This window comes from Micromonospora sp. NPDC004704 (genome assembly GCF_053601675.1).
On sequence record NZ_JBSGCD010000050.1, the window covers coordinates 26,127 to 43,569 of the forward strand.

At 70.0% G+C, this 17,443-nt stretch carries 16 protein-coding genes and 2 pseudogenes; 5 read left to right on the forward strand and 13 right to left on the reverse strand.

Annotated elements, in window-relative coordinates:
- Positions 1 to 47 precede the first annotated feature (47 nt).
- Positions 48 to 1,499: a xylulokinase gene (gene xylB / locus ACWEFB_RS35630; protein ID WP_452292637.1), complete on the forward strand. Its 1,452-nt coding sequence runs from the start codon at positions 48 to 50 to the stop codon at positions 1,497 to 1,499.
- A gap of 111 nt (positions 1,500 to 1,610) precedes the next feature.
- Here xylB and ACWEFB_RS35635 read toward each other — a convergent pair whose 3' ends face one another.
- The 4 genes from ACWEFB_RS35635 to ACWEFB_RS35650 all read right to left on the reverse strand — a co-directional run bounded on the left by ACWEFB_RS35635 (position 1,611) and on the right by ACWEFB_RS35650 (position 4,427).
- Positions 1,611 to 2,762 carry a hypothetical protein gene (locus ACWEFB_RS35635; RefSeq protein ID WP_452292639.1) on the reverse strand — a complete coding sequence of 384 codons (1,152 nt, stop codon included), beginning with the start codon at positions 2,760 to 2,762 and terminating at the stop codon, positions 1,611 to 1,613.
- Positions 2,759 to 3,283 carry a SigE family RNA polymerase sigma factor gene (locus tag ACWEFB_RS35640; RefSeq protein ID WP_452292641.1) on the reverse strand — a complete coding sequence of 175 codons (525 nt, stop codon included), beginning with the start codon at positions 3,281 to 3,283 and terminating at the stop codon, positions 2,759 to 2,761. The genes ACWEFB_RS35635 and ACWEFB_RS35640 overlap by 4 nt, the downstream gene beginning before the upstream one ends.
- Before the next feature lie 161 nt (positions 3,284 to 3,444).
- Positions 3,445 to 3,633, reverse strand: coding sequence for a DUF397 domain-containing protein (locus ACWEFB_RS35645; protein WP_452292643.1), 189 nt, complete (start codon positions 3,631 to 3,633; stop codon positions 3,445 to 3,447).
- Positions 3,624 to 4,427 (reverse strand): helix-turn-helix domain-containing protein, encoded by an 804-nt coding sequence (locus ACWEFB_RS35650; RefSeq protein ID WP_452292645.1) that lies wholly within the window; start codon positions 4,425 to 4,427, stop codon positions 3,624 to 3,626. Before ACWEFB_RS35650 ends, ACWEFB_RS35645 begins: the two co-directional genes overlap by 10 nt.
- Positions 4,428 to 4,603: 176 nt before the next feature.
- On the opposite strand from ACWEFB_RS35650, the gene ACWEFB_RS35655 reads away from it, so the two are divergent.
- Entirely contained in the window at positions 4,604 to 6,070 is a 1,467-nt protein-coding gene (locus ACWEFB_RS35655) for an MFS transporter (protein WP_452292658.1), read from the forward strand.
- A gap of 94 nt (positions 6,071 to 6,164) precedes the next feature.
- On the opposite strand, the gene ACWEFB_RS35660 is transcribed toward ACWEFB_RS35655, so the two are convergent.
- From ACWEFB_RS35660 to ACWEFB_RS35700, 9 genes and pseudogenes are all read right to left on the reverse strand, one after another.
- Entirely contained in the window at positions 6,165 to 7,769 is a 1,605-nt protein-coding gene (locus ACWEFB_RS35660) for a glycoside hydrolase family 13 protein (RefSeq protein ID WP_452292660.1), read from the reverse strand.
- Positions 7,770 to 8,049: 280 nt separating this feature from the next.
- Positions 8,050 to 9,072, reverse strand: a complete 1,023-nt coding sequence (locus tag ACWEFB_RS35665) for a LacI family DNA-binding transcriptional regulator (RefSeq protein WP_452292647.1) — start codon at positions 9,070 to 9,072, stop codon at positions 8,050 to 8,052.
- A 67-nt stretch (positions 9,073 to 9,139) separates the two neighbouring features.
- Positions 9,140 to 10,105 (reverse strand): carbohydrate ABC transporter permease, encoded by a 966-nt coding sequence (locus ACWEFB_RS35670; RefSeq protein WP_326556018.1) that lies wholly within the window; start codon positions 10,103 to 10,105, stop codon positions 9,140 to 9,142.
- 1 nt (position 10,106) lies between these two features.
- Positions 10,107 to 11,183: a carbohydrate ABC transporter permease gene (locus tag ACWEFB_RS35675; RefSeq protein WP_326556019.1), complete on the reverse strand. Its 1,077-nt coding sequence runs from the start codon at positions 11,181 to 11,183 to the stop codon at positions 10,107 to 10,109.
- A gap of 71 nt (positions 11,184 to 11,254) precedes the next feature.
- On the reverse strand, positions 11,255 to 12,601 hold the full coding sequence (locus ACWEFB_RS35680) for an ABC transporter substrate-binding protein (RefSeq protein WP_326556020.1): 1,347 nt from the start codon (positions 12,599 to 12,601) through the stop codon (positions 11,255 to 11,257).
- Between the two features lie 472 nt (positions 12,602 to 13,073).
- Positions 13,074 to 13,217 carry a GPGG-motif small membrane protein gene (locus tag ACWEFB_RS35685; RefSeq protein ID WP_170208550.1) on the reverse strand — a complete coding sequence of 48 codons (144 nt, stop codon included), beginning with the start codon at positions 13,215 to 13,217 and terminating at the stop codon, positions 13,074 to 13,076.
- Complete coding sequence (locus ACWEFB_RS35690) at positions 13,208 to 13,984, reverse strand: metallophosphoesterase family protein (protein ID WP_452292651.1); 777 nt, start codon at positions 13,982 to 13,984, stop codon at positions 13,208 to 13,210. Before ACWEFB_RS35690 ends, ACWEFB_RS35685 begins: the two co-directional genes overlap by 10 nt.
- A 10-nt stretch (positions 13,985 to 13,994) precedes the next feature.
- Positions 13,995 to 14,270, reverse strand: coding sequence for a hypothetical protein (locus ACWEFB_RS35695; RefSeq protein ID WP_326556022.1), 276 nt, complete (start codon positions 14,268 to 14,270; stop codon positions 13,995 to 13,997).
- Positions 14,271 to 14,368: 98 nt separating this feature from the next.
- A pseudogene (locus ACWEFB_RS35700) lies at positions 14,369 to 14,926 on the reverse strand (nucleotidyltransferase family protein); the annotation flags it as partial.
- Between the two features lie 226 nt (positions 14,927 to 15,152).
- Between ACWEFB_RS35700 and ACWEFB_RS35705 the strand changes: the two are divergent.
- The 3 genes and pseudogenes from ACWEFB_RS35705 to ACWEFB_RS35715 form a co-directional block, all read left to right on the forward strand.
- Positions 15,153 to 15,902, forward strand: coding sequence for a dTMP kinase (locus ACWEFB_RS35705; RefSeq protein ID WP_452292654.1), 750 nt, complete (start codon positions 15,153 to 15,155; stop codon positions 15,900 to 15,902).
- Positions 15,903 to 16,036: 134 nt separating this feature from the next.
- A complete protein-coding gene (locus tag ACWEFB_RS35710) occupies positions 16,037 to 17,050 on the forward strand; it encodes an NAD-dependent epimerase/dehydratase family protein (protein WP_452292656.1) in 1,014 nt (337 codons plus the stop codon).
- Between the two features lie 92 nt (positions 17,051 to 17,142).
- Positions 17,143 to 17,443 (forward strand): annotated as a pseudogene (locus ACWEFB_RS35715) (hypothetical protein); the annotation flags it as partial.

Sequence of the window (17,443 nt, forward strand, 5' to 3'; positions counted from 1 at the left end):
GCCCGCTAGACCACCCACCAACCCTCAGCCAGCCACGGAGGCCGGACATGGCGCTCGTCGCCGGGGTCGACTCGTCGACCCAGTCGTGCAAGGTGATGATCCGCGACGCGGAGACCGGCGAACTCGTCCGCTCCGGACGGGCCGCCCATCCGGCCGGCACCGAGGTGGATCCGCAGGCGTGGTGGGATGCGTTGCAGGATGCCGTGGCGCAGGCCGGCGGCCTGGCGGACGTGGCTGCCGCCTCGGTCGCCGGCCAGCAGCACGGCATGGTCTGTCTCGACGAGCAGGGCGGGGTCGTCCGCCCCGCCCTGCTCTGGAACGACACCCGGTCGGCCGGTGCGGCGGTCGACCTGATCGAGGAACTCGGCGGCGCCGGTGACGGCGGCTCCGGTGGCGACCGGGTGGGTGCCCTGGTGGCCGGTCGGCACGCCTGGGCCGAGGCGGTCGGCAGCGTACCGGTGGCCAGCTTCACCGTGACCAAGCTCCGCTGGCTGGCCCGGAACGAGCCGGCATCGGCGGAACGTACGGCGGCGGTCTGCCTGCCGCACGACTGGCTCACCTGGCGGCTGGCCGGTGCCACCGGGCTGGACGCCCTGCGTACCGACCGGGGCGACGCGAGCGGCACCGGATACTGGTCGCCGCGCACCGGCGATTACCGGCTCGACCTGCTGGAGCAGGCGTTCGGCCGACGACCGGTGTTGCCGGTCGTGCTCGGCCCGACCGGTCGGGCCGGCGAACTGCCCAACGGCGCCCCGCTCGGCCCCGGCACCGGCGACAACGCCGCCGCGGCGCTCGGCGTCGGCGCGCTGCCCGGTGACGTGATCGTCTCCATCGGCACCTCGGGCACCGTGTTCAGCGTGGCCGAGACACCGTCGCAGGACAGCTCCGGCGCGGTGGCCGGTTTCGCCGACGCCACCGGCCGTTTCCTGCCCCTGGTCGCCACGCTCAACGCGGCGCGGGTGCTGGACGCGGCGGCGAAGATGCTCGGCGTCGACCTCGACGAACTGGCCCGGCTGGCCCTCTCGGCGCCCTCGGGTGCGGACGGGCTGGTCATGGTGCCGTACCTGGAGGGGGAGCGGACCCCCAACCGGCCCCTGGCAACCGGCGCGGTGCACGGCCTGACCCTGCGTACGTCCACCCCCGCCCACCTGGCGCGGGCGGCGGTCGAGGGCCTGCTCTGCGGCCTCGCCGACGGCCTGGACGCGATGGTCGCCCAGGGTGCCACGGTCAACCGGGTGATCCTGGTCGGCGGCGGTGCCCGCTCCGAGGCGGTCCGCCGGATCGCTCCCGAGGTGTTCGGCTGCCCGGTCCTGGTCCCCGCCCCCGGCGAGTACGTAGCCGACGGCGCCGCCCGCCAAGCCGCCTGGGTAGCCCTAGGCGGCGAAGCCCCACCCCCCTGGGCCGCCACCACCACCGAGCAGTACGACGCCCCTCCCGCCCCCCACATCCGCGACCAATACACCACCGCCCGCGACCTCTTCACCAACCGCCCCGCCTAACCACGCCCCGCCCCCGGCCCTTTCGCGTTGATCATGAAGTTAGCGCAGGTTTGATCTCTGCTGGGCGCGCTAACTTCATGATCAACGACGCTCGTTGCCGGGGGGCGGGGGTCAGAAGGTGATGGGTGTGGCGGTGGGGGGGAGGCCGGCGGAGGGGCCGACGAAGATCTCGCTGACCGGGGCGAACGGGATCGGGACCGAGTGGGAAATCCGACCGGTCAGGTCGACCACCAGCAGTTGAGGGGACTCGTCGCCGTCGAGGTAGGCGATGATCAGCAGGTGTGCCTCGTCCGCCCAGCCGACGAGGTTGGCGGCGCGGGTGGACAGGCTGAACTGGTCGAGAACCGTACCCGTGGTCGGATCGGCGACGGTGACGGAGGTTGTCGGCCCGGTAGAGGACGTGGGTACGAGGGCCATCTGCCCGCCGGCCGGCGAGAAGGAGCCGCCGGTGACCGGTGCGCCGGCCGGAACGGTACGCAACGCCCTACCGGTCAGGTCGTAGAAGCGGACCCCGGTCACCTCCCTGTCTCCCCCCGGCTTGGTGAGCGTCAGCGCCAGCCCCTTGCTGTCCGGTGTCCAGGCCAGACCGAGCGTCTGGTCCTGCTGGGCAGCCAGGTCGGGCAGCGGGACGAACGTGGTGCCGAGCGTCTCCGGATCCACCAGTACGAAGCCGGAGGGACTGCCCTGGCGGGGCTGGTGGGTGAAGAGGATCTGCCGCCCGTCGGGCGACCACCGGCCGTCGTGGGCGTAGCCCGGAAAGCTGGGGATACCGCTGGCGTCGATCCACCGTACGTCTCCACTGGACCGGTCCAGCACCCCGACGCGGGTCGGATAGGAAGGTCCGTTGTCACCGGTTCCGACCAGCACACGCTCACCATCCGGCGACGGCATGGCGTAGCGGTACGGTACCCGTTCGTACCTCCCCGTGGCCGGGTTCAGCAGGAGCGAGTAGAGGAAATGCGGGCTCCCATCCTTGATCTTCAGATCCCGGATGCCGCTGTACGCGGTCACCACGAGCGGTTTCAGTCCGTTGTCGGCAACCTGGTCGGTGCCGTCGGTCGTACCCGTCGGAGCGATCGTGGCGACCAGACCGACCAGTGCGGCGCACATGGCGGCGGCGACCCCGCCGCCACCGATCCGTCGGGCGATCCGTTGCCGTCGGGCGCTGGCCAGCGCGGTACGGGCCAGCCCGGCCGGTGGCGGTGCGGTCTCGGCCAGTTCGTCGAACGCTTTCCGGAGCGCTCCGGTGAGGTGCGGGTTCATGGGGTTGTCCTCTCCTTCGGGCCGAGGATGTCGAGTTCCGGGCAGAGGACGCGGAGCCGGCCGAGGGCGCGAGCCGCCTGGCTGCGTACGGTGGATTCGGTGCAGCCCAGGACCTCCGCGATCTCGCTGTCCGGCCGGTCCTCGAAGTAACGCAGCACCAGTACCGCCCGGTGTTTCGGGGCAAGTCGGGCCAGTGCCTGCCGGAGCGCGAGGTTGAGGTCGACGGTGGCGGTGTCGTCCCGCGCCACCCAGATCTCCGGTACCTGCTCGGTGCTCACCTCACGACCCCGCCGCAGGCTGCGCCACCAGCTTGTCTGTTGGCGGTACAGCGCGGTGCGCAGGTACGCCTCGGGATTGCCGGAGTGGATCCGCTCCCAGTGCCGTGCTCCCCTGGCCAGGACCGTCTGGAGCAGGTCCTCGGCCTGTTGGCGGTGCCCGGTGAGGGCGAGCGCGGTGCGGAACAGCGAGTGTGAGCGTGTCTCGACGAAGTCGGTGAACTCCCGTTCGAGCTCAGCGTTCATCTGGATGCCTATCCCTCATGCCGATGACAACGCCGGACAGGGGACGGCTGCTGCTTTCCCGACAGGGATCTTCAATCAAAAAGATCTGAGATCTTGGTACGGAATCATCGCGCCTGCGACGTCGCGATTCCAAGATTTCGGATCTTGCCCGGTGGTACGGGTCAGGGGTGGCGGAGGCCGGATACGAAGGTGCGCCAGGTGGCGGGAGTGAAGGTGAGGGTGCCGCCGTCGCGGTCCTTTGTGTCCCGTACCAGCACCCGGCCGGGCAGGTTGTCCGCCACCTCCACACAGGTGCCCTGGTTGGAGCCGCTGCGGGTGCTGGTGCGCCACTGCGCGCCGGTCAGTTCCATGTCTCCGCGACCTCCATGAGCTTGTCGATCGACTGCTGGGGCGTCAGCGCCTCACCAAGTATCGCCTCCCAGGCATCGCGCACCTCTGCTATTTCCAGCTTGCGGGTCGCCACCTGGCCCTGTAGCTGGTTGTCGAGGTAGGCGACCTCCTCGCCGCTGGCCAGGCGGGCCATGACGAACTGTCCGTCGAGTCCGGAGTAGGCGCCCGCGCTCGACGGGACCACGTGCAGCCGGACTCGGGGATGCTCAGCGGCCAGTTTCGCCAGGTGCAGCACCTGCTCATGCATTACTTTCGGCCCGCCGACCGGCCGGTGTAGCACCGACTCGTCCAACGCGGCGACCAGCAGGGACAGGTTTTCGCCATCCAGGATCCGTTGCCGTTCCATCCGGTCCGTGATCCGCCGTTCCGCCTCCTCCGGGCTGATCCGGTCGTTGCAGGCGTACACCGCGCGGACATACGCCTCGGTCTGCAACAGGCCGGGCACCCAGGAGTGTTCGTACCAGCGCAACATGGTCGACTCACGCTCCATCTCCGCCCGCTCGCGGACCCACGTCGGGACGACGTCCAGCCCGCCCAGTTCCTTCCACAGCCGTTCGAACAGACCGCCGTTCCTGAGGCCCCGGTCGACCGCGCGGATGAACTCGATCGTCGGCGGGCGGGTGCCGTTTTCCACCGCGCTGACGTGGGACGGCGAAAAGCTGCACCGCTTGGCGAACTGTTCTTGCGTCTGCTCCGCCAACATCCGTGCGAGCCGGATCTCCCGTACGACGAATGCCTGAACCGATACGTCCATCTGCCGTCCAATCCCTGGATCGAGCTGCTCTGGCCAGCCATCAAGCCTAGAGATGGGGACGACTCAACGTGAACCCATGACTCCCCAGAGCTGCCCAAATCCGCCCCGCGATTCCCCACCGGGCCCGGATGCGGTCCTATCCGGGGTCGTTGCCGCATGCTGTTCGGGTGTCGGAGATGACCAAGACCGGTGGTGGGGGCAGGGTGGCCCGGGGCGGTGGCGCCGGACACCGGTTCTACAGCGTGCTGGTTTTTGTCGTGCTCGCCTCACTGGACAATGTCGCCATCGGCCTGGTGCCACCGCTGTACGCGCCGATCAGCTCCACCCTCGGCGTCAACACCTCGGCGATCGGGCTGGTCACCGCGATCAGTTTCCTGGTCAGCGCGATAGCGGCGGTCGGCTGGGCGTACTTCGGTGACCGGACCAACCGCAAACCGCTGCTGATGATCGGCACCCTGCTGTGGGCGGTCGGTACGGCCGGCAGTGCCGCCGCCGGCAACTACCCGGACTTCCTCGGCGCCGCCGGGGGCTACCCCGCGTTCTTCCTCGCCCAGGCGGTGGCCGCGATCGGTCTCGGCGCCGTCGGCTCGGTCGGGTTCTCGGTGGTCACCGACCTCATCTCGCCCCGCCGCCGGGGACTGGTGATGAGCTTCTGGGGACTTTCGCAGGGCATCGGCACCCTCGCCGGGACCCTGCTCGGCGGCATCCTCGGCTCGACCGACTGGCGGCTGCCGTTCCTGGTGCTGAGCGTTGCCGGGCTGGTCGCCACGGTTTTGTACCTGTTCACGTACGACATCCAGCGGGGGCAGAGCGAGCCGGAACTCGCCGGGGCGATCGCCACCGGGCACGAGTACGACTACCGGATCAGCCGGGCCGACCTGCCGAGGATCCTGAACCGCCGGACCAACCGGTGGCTGATCCTCCAGGGGCTGACCGCGCAGGCGGCCTTCGGCTCACTGGTCTGGCTGCCGGTCCTGTTCCAGGAACGGGCCGAGGACCAGGGTTTCTCCAGCTCGACGGCGATCATCATCGGGAGTGTTTTCGCCACCCTGTTCCAGCTCGGCGGGGTGCTCTCCATCGTCGGTGGACTCGTCGGCGACGCGCTGCAACGGCGTACGCCCAGAGGCCGGGCGTTGGTCGCGGCCGTCGGCATTCTCGCGGCCGTGCCGTTCTACCTGGTCCTGTTCTTCGTGCCGATCCGGATCGACGTCCCCGACGGCGCCGGCGCCGGTACGGTCATCAGCTCCGTGGTGGGCAGTGTGTTCACCGAACCGACGGTCGGCTTCAGCCTGCTCACCGCGCTGCTCGCGCTCGCCCTGACCTCGGCGAACTCGCCGAACTGGTTCGCGCTGATCGCCGACGTGAACCCGCCGGAGCACCGGGGCACCGTCTACAGCCTCGGCAACCTGGTCAACGGGGTCGGCCGGGCCGCCGGCAACGGCCTGGTCGGGATCGCCTTCCAGGGGCTGCGGGCGGCCTTCCCGCCCCCGCTGAACTTCGCCGTCGGCCTGGCCGCCTTCCAGCTCTTCTTCATCCCCACCGGAATCATGTACTGGCTCGCCTCCCGCACCTCCCCGCGCGACATCAAGAACGTCCACGCTCTCCTCCAAACCCGCGCCCACGACCCCGACCCCCACCCCTGACCGCGCCGATCTTGCAGTTGTGGCGCCCAGCTCATCCCGATTCGGGGCTTATCCGAGCAACCACAACTGCAAGATCAACGCGCGGAGAGGAGTGTCAGGCTTGGAACCAGACGGTTACGTCGGTGGGGACGTGGTTGTCGGGGTCGAGGGGTTCGCTGGACTGGAGGATGGTGGCTCCCTCGGGGAGGGGGACCGGGTCGGGGCCGAAGTTGGTGAGGACCGAGAGGTTGCCGTTTTGGAAGTGGATGACGTCGTCGGGGCTGGTGAGCCAGTAGACGGTGCCACGGCCGAGGGCAAGCTCGCGGCGCAGGCGCAGGGCGGTCCGGTACAGCTCGTACGTCGACCCGGCCACGCCGCGTTGCAGGTCGAGGGCGTACTCGGCGTATAGGGCCGGCTGCGGCAGCCAGCTCCGGTCGGTCGGGCCGAAGCCGTACGACGGGGCGTCGGACTCCCACGGGATCGGCACCCGGCACCCGTCCCGACCCTTGTGGGCGTGTCCGCTGCGCTCCCAGGTCGGGTCCTGGCGGGCCTCGTCCGGCATCGTGGTGTGCTCGGGCAGGCCCAGTTCCTCACCCTGGAACAGGTACGCCGAGCCGGGCAGGGCCAGCATCAGCAGGGTCGCCGCACGGGCCCGACGCAACCCGAGTACGGCGTCCGGCTGCGGGTCGTCGGCGCCGATCCCGTTCGGCCGGGTCTGGCCGACCGGGAGCCCGAGCCGGGTCGCGTGCCGGATCACGTCGTGGTTGGAGAGCACCCAGGTGGTGGGGGCGCCGACCGCCGCACTGGCCTCCAGTGAGCGGGTGATGACCGCGTACTGGGCGGGCGCGGTCCAGGCCGCCTCCAGGTACTCGAAGTTGAACGCCTGGTGCATCTCGTCCGGGCGGACGTACGCGGCCAGCCGCTCCGCGGGCTGCACCCACGCCTCGGCGACCAGGATCCGCTCACCCGGGTAGCTGTCCAGCACCTGCCGCCAGTCCCGGTAGATGTCGTGCACCCCGTCCTGGTCCCACATCGGTGGGCGGGGACGGTCGGTGCCCTCACCGGAGAGCGGTTCGAGCGGGTAGCTCCAGTCGGCGAGATCGGCCTGCTTGATCAGCCCGTGGGCGACGTCGACCCGGAAGCCGTCGACGCCCCGGTCGAGCCAGAACCGCAGGATGTCGAGGAACTCGGCGCGTACCTCGGGTCGGTCCCAGTTCAGGTCGGGCTGGCCGGGGTCGAACAGGTGCAGGTACCACTGGCCGGGCTGACCGTCGGCGTCCTTGGTACGGGTCCAGGCAGGTCCGCCGAAGACGCTCTGCCAGTCGTTCGGTGGCTCGTCGCCGGACGTACCCCGGCCGTCCCGGAAGATGTAGCGCTGGCGCTCCGCGCTGCCGGGGGCGGCGGCCAGGGCCGCGCCGAACCAGGGGTGGGCGGACGAGGTGTGGTTCGGCACCAGGTCGACGATCACCCGCAGGCCGAGCGAGTGCGCCTTCCCGATCAGGGCGTCGGCGTCCGGGAGGCCGCCGAACAGCGGGTCGACGCCGCGGTAGTCGGCCACGTCGTAACCCGCGTCGGCCTGCGGCGACGGGTAGAACGGGGAGAGCCAGACCGCGTCGGCGCCGAGTTCGACCAGGTGGTCGAGGCGGGCGGTGATGCCGGGCAGGTCACCGATGCCGTCGCCGTCGAGGTCGGCGAACGAGCGCGGGTAGATCTGGTAGATGACCGCCTCCCGCCACCACTGGGTGGGTTCCGGCTGGTCGGTGTCGACCGGCGCGGTCGGCGACGACTCGGTGGTCGACGGCGGAGTCTGCTGGCTGTTCAGGGCGTACTCCCATGGGTGTCGGGCACGGTGGAACTCGGGCAGCCGGCCGGTGGCCGGCGTGGTCCGGTGGTGGTGCGGGTGCTGCTGGGTCCAGTCTGCCGGTGTTGCGCCCGGTTCGCCCGCGGGCCGGCCGGGACGACTCTTCGATCCGCCCCGTGGACGCGCGGCCGCAGCAGCCTCACTCGGTCCGTGGTGGGCCGGTGGACTCGCGGACGACCAGGGCGGTGGGCAGGATGACCGAGGCCGTCTCGGTCGGCCGGGGGCGGCCTTCGAGCGGGGCGAGGAGCAGCCCGGCGGCGAGCCGGCCGTGGGTGGCGGCGGGTTGGGCGACCGTGGTCAGCCCGACGACGGCGGCGAGGTCGTGGTCGTCGAGGCCGATCACGCTCACGTCCTGTGGCACCCGGAGCCCGGCCGAGCGGAGGGTGGACATCGCGCCCATCGCCATCTCGTCGCAGGCCGCGAAGATCGCGGTCGGCGTCTCGCCCCGGTTGAGCAGTTCGGTGGTGGCCCGGCTGCCGCCGTCCACGGTGAACTCGTCCTCGACGTCGAGTCGCGGGTCGGGGACCAGGCCGGCGGCGTGCAGCGCCTCGTGGTAACCCCGCCGCCGGTCGAGGTGGGTGGTGAAGGAGAGTTCCGCGGAGGCGTCCCCGGCCAGGTGGGCGATCCGCCGGTGGCCGAGCGAGACCAGGTGGGCGGTCGCGGTCCGCGCCGCGCTGACGTCGTCGATCCGGACGCTGGGCCATCCGGGTACGGCGGCGCCGGAGCTGACCGTGACGCCGGGCATGCGCAACTGGGCGATGACGGCCAGGTCGGCGGCGCCCAGCGGGGTGGCGACCAGCATCAACGCGTCGACCCGTTTCTGCAGTTTGGTGGTCTGGAACAGACGCCGGCGGTTCTGCTCGCGGTCACCGAGGTTGTAGAGCAGGAGGTCGTACCCGGCTTCGCGCAGCGTCTCCTCGGCGGCGTCGACCACGGTGCCGAAGAACCAGCGGGTGACCTGGGGGACCACCACCGCGATCGAGCCGGTCCGGCCACCGGCCAGCCGGGAGGCGCTGGGCGAGGCGGTGTAGCCGAGTTGTTCGGCGGCGGCCAGCACGCGGGCGCGGGTGGACTCCGACACCGTCGGCAGCCCGCGCAGGGCGCGGGAGACCGTGGCGGTGGACACCCGCGCCAGCCGTGCGACGTCGTCGATCTTGGTCACGGTGTTACGTGCTCCGCTCAATCAGGCCGCCGGTCGCGGCCCCCACCATCGTCGGGCGCCTCCGGCCTCAGCCCTTGACGCTGCCGGCGAGCAGGCCACGTACGAAATATCGCTGGAGGGAGAGGAAGACGATCAGTGGTACGACGATCGAGATGAACGCGCCCGAGGTGAGCCGTTGCCACTCGCCGCCCCGGGTCCCGGCCATCTCGGCCAGCCGTACGGTCATCGGCGCGGTCTCGTCCCCGCCCCCGGCGAAGATCAGCGCGACCAGGAGGTCGTTCCAGACCCAGAGGAACTGGAAGATGCCGAACGCGGCCAGCGCCGGGGTGATCAGCGGGAGCACGATCGTCCGGAAGATCTTCGGGTGGGTGGCGCCGTCGACCCGGGCCGCCTCCATCAGGTCCCGGGGGAGCTGCGAGACGAAGTTGTGCAGCAGGAAGACGGCCAGCGGCAGGGCGAAGCAGGTGTGCGCGAACCAGACCTGGATGAACCGCTGCTCGTCGGCGAGGTCCCAGGCGGGCATGAGCGTGATGCCGCCGACGTTGACGCCCTGGGAGAAGAAGCTGAGCAGCGGCACCAGCGCCATCTGCAACGGCACGATCTGCAACGCGAAGATGCCGATGTAGATCCAGTCCCGGCCCTTGAAGTTGATCCAGGCCAGGGCGTACGCGGCCAGCGCCGCGAAGGCCAGCGGGAACAGCACCGACGGGATCGTGATCACGATCGAGTTGGTGAAGTAGCTGGCGAGCTGCCCCGACGAGGACGACCGGCCGAACAGCACCTGCTGGTAGTTCTCCAGGGTGAGCTGCGGGTTGCTGAAGAAGGTCCACCAGCCGGTGGTCTTGATCGCGTCCTCGGGACGGAACGAGGAGATGAACAGACCGAAGGTGGGCAGCGTCCAGACCACCGCGATGACGATGGAGACCACGGTCGCGGTCCGGCTGTTGAGCCGCTTGCGCACCCGGCCGCCGACGGTGGCCGGACGGTCCGTGCCGATGGCGGTGTCGACGCGTACGGGAACGGCGGTGGTCATGTCATACCTCCCGCTGCTTGCGCAGGTTGCGGATCTGGTAGATCACGATCGGGATCACCAGGACGAAGAGGAAGACCGCGAGGGCGGAGCCCTGTCCGGTCTCGCCGTAGCGGAACGCCTGGTTGTACATCTCGCTGGCGATCACGTTGGTGTCGAAGTTGCCGTTCGTCGCGGTCCGGACGATGTCGAAGACCTTGAGCGTCCCGATCGAGATGGTCACCACGACCACGATCAGCGCCGGCCGGATGCTGGGCAGGGTGACCTGCCAGAACATCTGCCACGGGGTGACCCCGTCCAGCCGGGCCGCCTCGACGATGTCGCCGGGGATCGCCTTGATCGCCGCGGAGAGCACCACCATGGCGAAGCCGGCCTGGATCCAGATCAGGATCACGATCAGCAGGAGGGTGTTCAGCGGCGGTTCCTGCAACCACTGCCGGGGAACTCCGCCGAGCCACACCACTATCTGGTTGAGCAGGCCGATCTGGGTTTCGCCCTCGCCCCGGTAGGCGTAGACGAAGCGCCAGATGATGCCGGCGCCGACGAACGAGATCGCCATCGGCAGGAAGATCAGTGACTTGGCGACCGCCTCGAACCGGGCCTTGTCCACCATCACGGCGTAGAGCAGGCCGGTGGTGGTGGCCAGCAGCGGGACCAGGATCACCCAGATCAGGGTGTTGACCAGCACCCGGATGATCTCGTCCTGGCTGAACAGCCAGCCGTAGTTCTGCAGGCCGACCCAGGTGTCGCTGCCGCCGTCCATGAAGGACAGCACCAGCGTACGGATGGCCGGGATGACCAGGCCGATGAGGAGCAGCAGCACGGTCGGTAGCAGGAAGAAGAGGCCGAAGAGTCCTTCGGCGCGTTTGGGTCGGCGTACCCGGGGGGCCGGGCCACCGCCGCCGGCCACGGCACCGCCACCGGCGGAGACCGCGACCAGCCGGGCCTCGCGCCGGCGGGCGAACCAGTTGGGTACGACATCGAGCAGGAGCAGCAGGCCGCCGACCACGACGACGAAGGCCACCAGCCCGTACAACAGCATGACGAGCTTCGGTGTCTCGTCCGCGAAGTCGAAGTTCATCCGCCCTCCCCGGGGCCGTCTACGGACCGGTGGCCCGGCCCGACGTCATCGGGCCGGACCACCGGTGGAGCTCATTTCGGCCAGGTGCTCTCGATCTGCGAGAGCGTTGCGGCGGTGTCCTTACCGTTGATCCACTCGATCATGCCCTTCCAGAACGTGCCCGCGCCGACGGCGGCCGGCATCAGGTCCGAGCCGTCGAACCGGAAGACGGTGTTCGGGTCCTGGAGGATCTGTACGGAGAGCTTGTCGATCGGGTTCGGGACGTTGTTGATGTCCAGGCCCTTGTTGGCGGAGACGTTGTTGCCGAGCTTGGCCCGGGCGTTGGCGTACTCCGGCGAGGCGAGGTAGGTCTGCACCTTCTGCACCTCGGGACGGTCGGCGAAGGCGACGGAGAACTCGCCGCCACCCAGCACCGGCTTGCCCTTGGCCGGGTCGACGGCCGGGAAGTAGAAGGCGTAGACGTCGCCGTCCTCGGCCACCCGGGTGCCCTGCGGCCAGTTGTTGGCGTAGAACGACGCCTGCCGGTGCAGGGCGCACTTGCCCTGCAGGATCGGCAGTCCGGCCTCCTGGAAGGAGGTGGCCGCGATGCTCTTGACGTCGCCGTACCCGCCGTTGACGTACTTCGGGTTCTTCAGGATCTTGCCGGCTTCGTTGAGCGCGGAGACGACCTGCGGGTCGTTGAACGGGATGCCGTGGGTCGTCCACTGGTCGTAGACCTCGGGGGTGACCGTACGCAGCATCAGGTCTTCGATCCAGTCGGTCGCCGGCCACCCGGTGGCGTCACCGGACTCGATCCCGGCACACCACGGCTTCTCACCGGTGGCGGCGATCTTGTCGCTCAGGGTGAGCAGTTCGGCCCAGGTGGTCGGGACCGTCCAGCCCTTCTCCTTGAACGTCTTCGGCGAGTACCAGACGAAGGACTTCACGTTGGAGCCGAGCGGCGCCCCGTAGAAGGTGCCCTTGACCGTGGAGTACTTCAGCCAGTCCGCCGGGTAGTTCTTCTCGGCCATCGCCTTGGTCTCGGCCGAGGCGGGCTTGAGCTTGCCGGCCTCGGCGAAGCGGTTGAGCAGGCCGGGCTGCGGGATGAAGGTGATGTCGGGGGCGTTGCCGCCGTCCACCCGTACCTGCAACTGGGCCTCGAACTCGCCGCTGCCCTCGTAGTCGATCTCGATCCCGGTGCAGTCCTCGAACTGCTTCCACGAGTCCTGCAGGATGTCGGCCTCCGCGTCCCGGATGGACGCGTAGATGCTGACCTGCTCGCCGTCGCTGCCCTGGTATGCCTCGTAGGCGGCGCACTCCGGGGAGTCCGCGTTGCTGTTGCTGTCGCTGTCGCTTGAAGAGCAGGCGGTGGCGCTGAAGGTCAGCGCCAGCGCGCTGGCGATCACGAGGGCCTGGCGTGGTCTGGTGAAGACCGCCATGCCGTCCTCCTTCCTTCGCCGGCGCATGGGGAGACCCCCGGGGGATCCGCGCCGGCCCCGATGGGCGTCCCCACATGTAAGCGCTTGCAGGAGGGGCCGTCCACCCCTGGAGCGGCACGAGCCCGTAACGATTCGGAAACCTGATCGTTGACCTGGGCTCGCTCCCACACGAGGCCGGGCGATCGGCCCCGTCCCACATAGTGGATCTTGAAACATCCGGGAATCGACAAATATGAACATTCACCCATTGCTCGGGCTCAATGGGCGGACGGCCCGGGCGACCGCCGCCGGGGGGAAGCACGCAAGACGCCGGGGCCGTCGCTCCGGGCCTTCCGTCGGGGAGGACGAAGACCCGGTACGACGACCCCGGCGGGTCGGAGGGAACCGAGGTTCCGAGGGGATGGAACGAGGAGGGAGGGTGGAACGGGAGAAGGGACGGGGGATAGGGGATAGGGGATGGTGGATCAGGCGGTTAATTGAAGATGCTGACCCCGCCCGGGCCCACCAGCAGCCCGATGATGATGAGGACGATGCCCCAGAGGAGCTGCCGCCGGAACAGTGCGAGCACGCCCGAGACGACCAGTACGACTGCGAGAATCCAAAGAATCAGGTCCATGACCGGTCAGTACCCGACCCGAATTCCGCGGAAACCTTCTCCCGTTCCGACTGCTCTGCGAGGTGGAACACACTGTAGGCCTGCTTGATCACCGGGTGTGCCACGTTGCGTACGCGTACCCCTCCGGGGGTGGTGCCGCGCTCGGTGCCGTGGTGGGCGTGGCCGTGGATGGCCAGCGCCGTCGGCGCCGAGTCGATGGCCTCGCCGAGCAGGTACGAGCCGAGGAACGGGTAGATCTCCAGCGGCTCACCGGCGAGGGTGTCCGGCACCGGGGCGTAGTGGGTCAGCGCCACCCGTACGTCGGCGTCCAGCTCCCGCAGGGCGGTGCCGAGCCGGTCCGCGACCGTGGTGGTGGTACGGATGAACGCCTTCATCTCGGGCTCGCCGAACTCGCTGGCGCACCGGCCGGCGAACCCGCCGCCGAAGCCCTTGGCCCCGGCGATGCCGAGCCGATGCTCCCCGCACCTCAGCACCACGCCGGTCCCCTCCAGCACGGTGATGCCCGCGTCCTCCAGCACCCGGACCACGGCCGGGACCTGGTCACAGTGGTGGTCGTGGTTGCCCAGCACGGACACCACCGGCACGTCCAGGCCGCCGAACTCGGTGGCCACGCAGCGCGCCTCGGACTCCGAACCGTGCCGGGTCAGGTCCCCGGCGAGCAACAGCACGTCGGCGTATTCGCTGATCTGGTCGAGGGCCGGGCGGAACCGGCCGACCACGTCCTCGTCGAGGTGTACGTCGCCCACGGCGGCGATCCGGATCACCATGTCGTCTCCCTCACGGCAGCTCCTCCACCTCGGTCGGGGCCTGGGTGCGAATCAGTCCGATGTCGACCTTCAACGGCAGGTCGGGGTACGCGTCGGCCACCCGGCGCAGGATCTCGGCCCGGCGTTGCTGGCTCTCGACCTCGCCGTACAGCACCAGCGAACCGTCGCGGCGGTCCACGGTGATGCCCTGTTCGGCGATGTCGGTGTTCTCGGTCAACAGTCGCTGTACGGCCGCTTCCAGATAGTCGTCGGATCGCTCGACGGCGACCCGGTCGGGTTCGGTCATGCCAGCACCTCCTTCTCGGTCCGTTCGGCTTCCGTCCGAGCGGCCTCGGTCCGGCCGGACTCCACCCGAGCGGCCTCGGTCCGGGCGTCCGCCTCGGCGGTCGCGTCCGGTACGACGTCCAGCCGGTGCAGCAGGATCAGGAACGCCTCCGCGTACGGCGAGTGCCCCGTCTCCGCACGGACCCGGTCCCAGTCGATCTGTTCACGCAGGGAACGGGCCAGCGGCAGTCCGCGGGCGAAGTCGCAGTAGTGCTGGGAGAAGCTGAGCAGCTTGTGCACCATCAGCCGGGTGGCGGTGAGCACCGGCATGTGGATCGCGTCGACCGGGCGGACCACGGTGTCGAGCAGCGTCTCGTCGGTGACCGGGGTTTCGATCGGGCGGTGGATCAGGTCGACGAGCCGGCCGTCGTCGTACACCTTGACCAGCCAGTCCTCCGGCGGGCGTTCGGCGACGAAACCCTCTGCCACCAGGGCTTCGAGGGCGCGTTCGGCGTCCTGCTCACGAAGCAGGAAGTCGACGTCATGGTCGCTGGAGTGGCCGCCGTGTGCGTACACGGCGAAGCTTCCGCCCAGCGCGAAGGGAATCTCGGACTGTTTGAGGACGGCGGCGACCCGCTTGAGGGTGTGCAGCAGACCCTCGTCCCCGCGGTGATCCATATCGTCTCCCGTGGTGGTCGATGGCGGGCATCTGGTCGGTTGGGTGCAGATTTGTCGGTACCCGGCACCCTGCGCGTTCACACCTCGGGTGGGATTTCGGCCGGGAATCCACTCCGCTGCCAATTGCCTCATTGTCGCCTAAACCCGACGGCGATTTTCCGGAAATTCACCTCAAACGATCACGAAAATCATCGAGGGGTGCGAGCGCCCGGTACCGTTGCTGAGCGTGGCCCCATCTGCGCAGGATCGGCACGTTGAAACGGTCGGCAGGGGGCGACTCCGCGTCGTCGCACTTGTCGGCATCGATGGTTCGGGCAAGACGACCCAGGCGCACCGACTCGCCGCCGCACTCGAGCGCGCCGGAGTACGGACCACCTACTCACGCAACGCCGGTGGCCGGCGGTGGTTCGGCCGGGCCGCCCACCGGCTCGGCCGCCGCGACGCCCGCCGACTGCTCGGTGACAGCGGACTGCTGCTCGCCGAGTCGATACTCCGGTGGCTGGCCATCGCCCGCGCGCTGGTCCGGTCCGCCGTCCGCCGCCGGCTCGCGGTCATGGACCGCTACTCCTTCGACCAGTACGCCAGCATCCGGGTGCACCACGGAACCCCGCGCGCGGCACGGCTGGCCCGGCTCGGTTACCGCATCTTCCCCGAGCCCGAGGTCACCTTCCTGCTCGTGGTCGACCCGGTCGAGGCGTACCGGCGGATCGAGTTGCGGGGCACCGACCACGAGAGCATGGAGTACCTGATCGCGGCCGACGCCGCGTACCGGTCCCTACCCGAGTACGGCACCTTCGTGGTGATCGACGCGAACCGGTCGCCGGACGAGGTCACCGCCCAGATCGCGGTGTACCTGCGGCCGTGGCTGTCGCCGGAACCGCCACCGGCGCCGCCGGTCCGGCTGCCCGAACCGCCACCGTCACCGCCGCTGCCACCACCCGCCGTGCTGAGCCGGGCCGCCCGTCCCGGCGCCTGACGCCCGTGGCCACCCGTCCCGGCGGCTGACCGGCCTGGTCGGCCGCCGTCGGGTGGCTGCGCTGTCGGCGTAAGCCTTCTGCTGTCGGCAGACGGGGTGGCCGTACCCGCCCGCCGGGCAGCAGGATCGGTCGCATGCGTCTACTCGTACTCGGTGGCACCATGTTCCTCGGCCGCGCGGTGGCCCGACTCGCGGCGGCGGCCGGACACGACGTCACCTGCGCCGCCCGAGGTGTCTCGGGTGAGCCGGTGCCCGGCGTCCGGTTCGTCCGGGCCGACCGCGACGACCCGGCCGGGCTGTCCGCTCTGGACGGTGAGCGGTTCGACGCGGTGGTCGACGTGACCCGGCGTCCGAGCCACGCCCGGCACGCGGTCGCCGCGCTCGCCGACCGGGTGGGCCACTGGTCGTACGTCTCCACCTGCTCGGTCTACGCCGACAACAGCACCCCCGGTCAGCGGGCCGCGACGGCGGAGATCGTGGCGCCCGCCCCGGTCGAGGTGGACAACCCGGTGGGCGAGCACGCCGAGTACTACGGACCGTGCAAGGTCTCCTGCGAGCAGGCGGTGCTCGACACGATCGGAGCGGCGCGGTCGTTCGTCTGCCGGGCCGGCCTGATCGTCGGGCCGGAGGACCCGAGCGACCGCTTCCCGTACTGGGTCGCCCGGCTGGACCGGGGCGGCGAGGTGCTGGCCCCCGGCGCGCCGGACGAGGTGGTCCAGCTCGTCGACGTCGAGGACCTCGCCCAGTGGCTCCTGTACGCCGCCGAGACCGGGCTGACCGGCATCTTCGACGGCATGGGTGCGCCGCTGCCCCGGGCCAGGTTCCTGGCCGAGGTGGCCGCCGGAGTGGGCCGCCCCGACCCGGAGCTGACCTGGGTCGAGCAGGATTTCCTGGTCGAGCGGGACGTCCGGGAATGGTCGGGTGAGCGGGCCCTGCCGCTCTGGCTGCCGCTGCCCGAATACGCGGGATTCCTGAGTAGGGACGTGACCGCCTCACTCGCCGCCGGACTGCGTACCCGGGCGATCGCGGAAACCGCGGCCAGGACCCTGGAGTGGCTGCGGACCCACCCGGATGACGTACGGCGGGGCGGGCTGGAACCCGCCGACGAGGCGAAGGTGTTGCGGGAATGGTCGGCCCGGATCGCCTGACGGCGAGGCGCGCCCACCGGTTCGGCCGTATCCGCCCGGCTGTTCCCGCCGCGTGGTTGACGCTCCTCCAGGGGCGTGAGTAACTTTCGCAGGTGGGGAAGATTGCGAAGATTTCCGCAGGTCATGCGCCTCGCGGCCTGATCGTCCAGATCAGTGGTCTGCTTCCGTCGCTGTCCCCGGCACAACTGCGGGTGGCGCGGTTCATCCTCAGCGATCCGGCCGAGGCCGCCCGCCGCACCATCACCGATCTCGCCGCCGCCGCCGAGACGTCCGAGGCCACCGTCGTCCGGTTCTGCCGTTCGGTCGGACTGACCGGCTATCCACAGCTACGCCACCGGAGCCACCGGGACGTCCCGGTCGGTCGGCAGGATCCTGGTGCCGTGGCAGATCAGC

Coding starts and splice junctions, on each gene's coding strand:
- ACWEFB_RS35695 (WP_326556022.1), bottom strand. CDS start 14,270: ATGACCGAACCCGACCGGGTCGCCGTCGAGCGATCCGACGACTATCTG.
- ACWEFB_RS35645 (WP_452292643.1), bottom strand. CDS start 3,633: ATGGAACTGACCGGCGCGCAGTGGCGCACCAGCACCCGCAGCGGCTCC.
- ACWEFB_RS35650 (WP_452292645.1), bottom strand. CDS start 4,427: ATGGACGTATCGGTTCAGGCATTCGTCGTACGGGAGATCCGGCTCGCA.
- ACWEFB_RS35675 (WP_326556019.1), bottom strand. CDS start 11,183: ATGAACTTCGACTTCGCGGACGAGACACCGAAGCTCGTCATGCTGTTG.
- ACWEFB_RS35640 (WP_452292641.1), bottom strand. CDS start 3,283: ATGAACGCTGAGCTCGAACGGGAGTTCACCGACTTCGTCGAGACACGC.
- ACWEFB_RS35680 (WP_326556020.1), bottom strand. CDS start 12,601: ATGGCGGTCTTCACCAGACCACGCCAGGCCCTCGTGATCGCCAGCGCG.
- ACWEFB_RS35690 (WP_452292651.1), bottom strand. CDS start 13,984: ATGGTGATCCGGATCGCCGCCGTGGGCGACGTACACCTCGACGAGGAC.
- ACWEFB_RS35635 (WP_452292639.1), bottom strand. CDS start 2,762: ATGAACCCGCACCTCACCGGAGCGCTCCGGAAAGCGTTCGACGAACTG.
- ACWEFB_RS35710 (WP_452292656.1), top strand. CDS start 16,037: ATGCGTCTACTCGTACTCGGTGGCACCATGTTCCTCGGCCGCGCGGTG.
- ACWEFB_RS35655 (WP_452292658.1), top strand. CDS start 4,604: ATGACCAAGACCGGTGGTGGGGGCAGGGTGGCCCGGGGCGGTGGCGCC.
- xylB (WP_452292637.1), top strand. CDS start 48: ATGGCGCTCGTCGCCGGGGTCGACTCGTCGACCCAGTCGTGCAAGGTG.
- ACWEFB_RS35670 (WP_326556018.1), bottom strand. CDS start 10,105: ATGACCACCGCCGTTCCCGTACGCGTCGACACCGCCATCGGCACGGAC.
- ACWEFB_RS35685 (WP_170208550.1), bottom strand. CDS start 13,217: ATGGACCTGATTCTTTGGATTCTCGCAGTCGTACTGGTCGTCTCGGGC.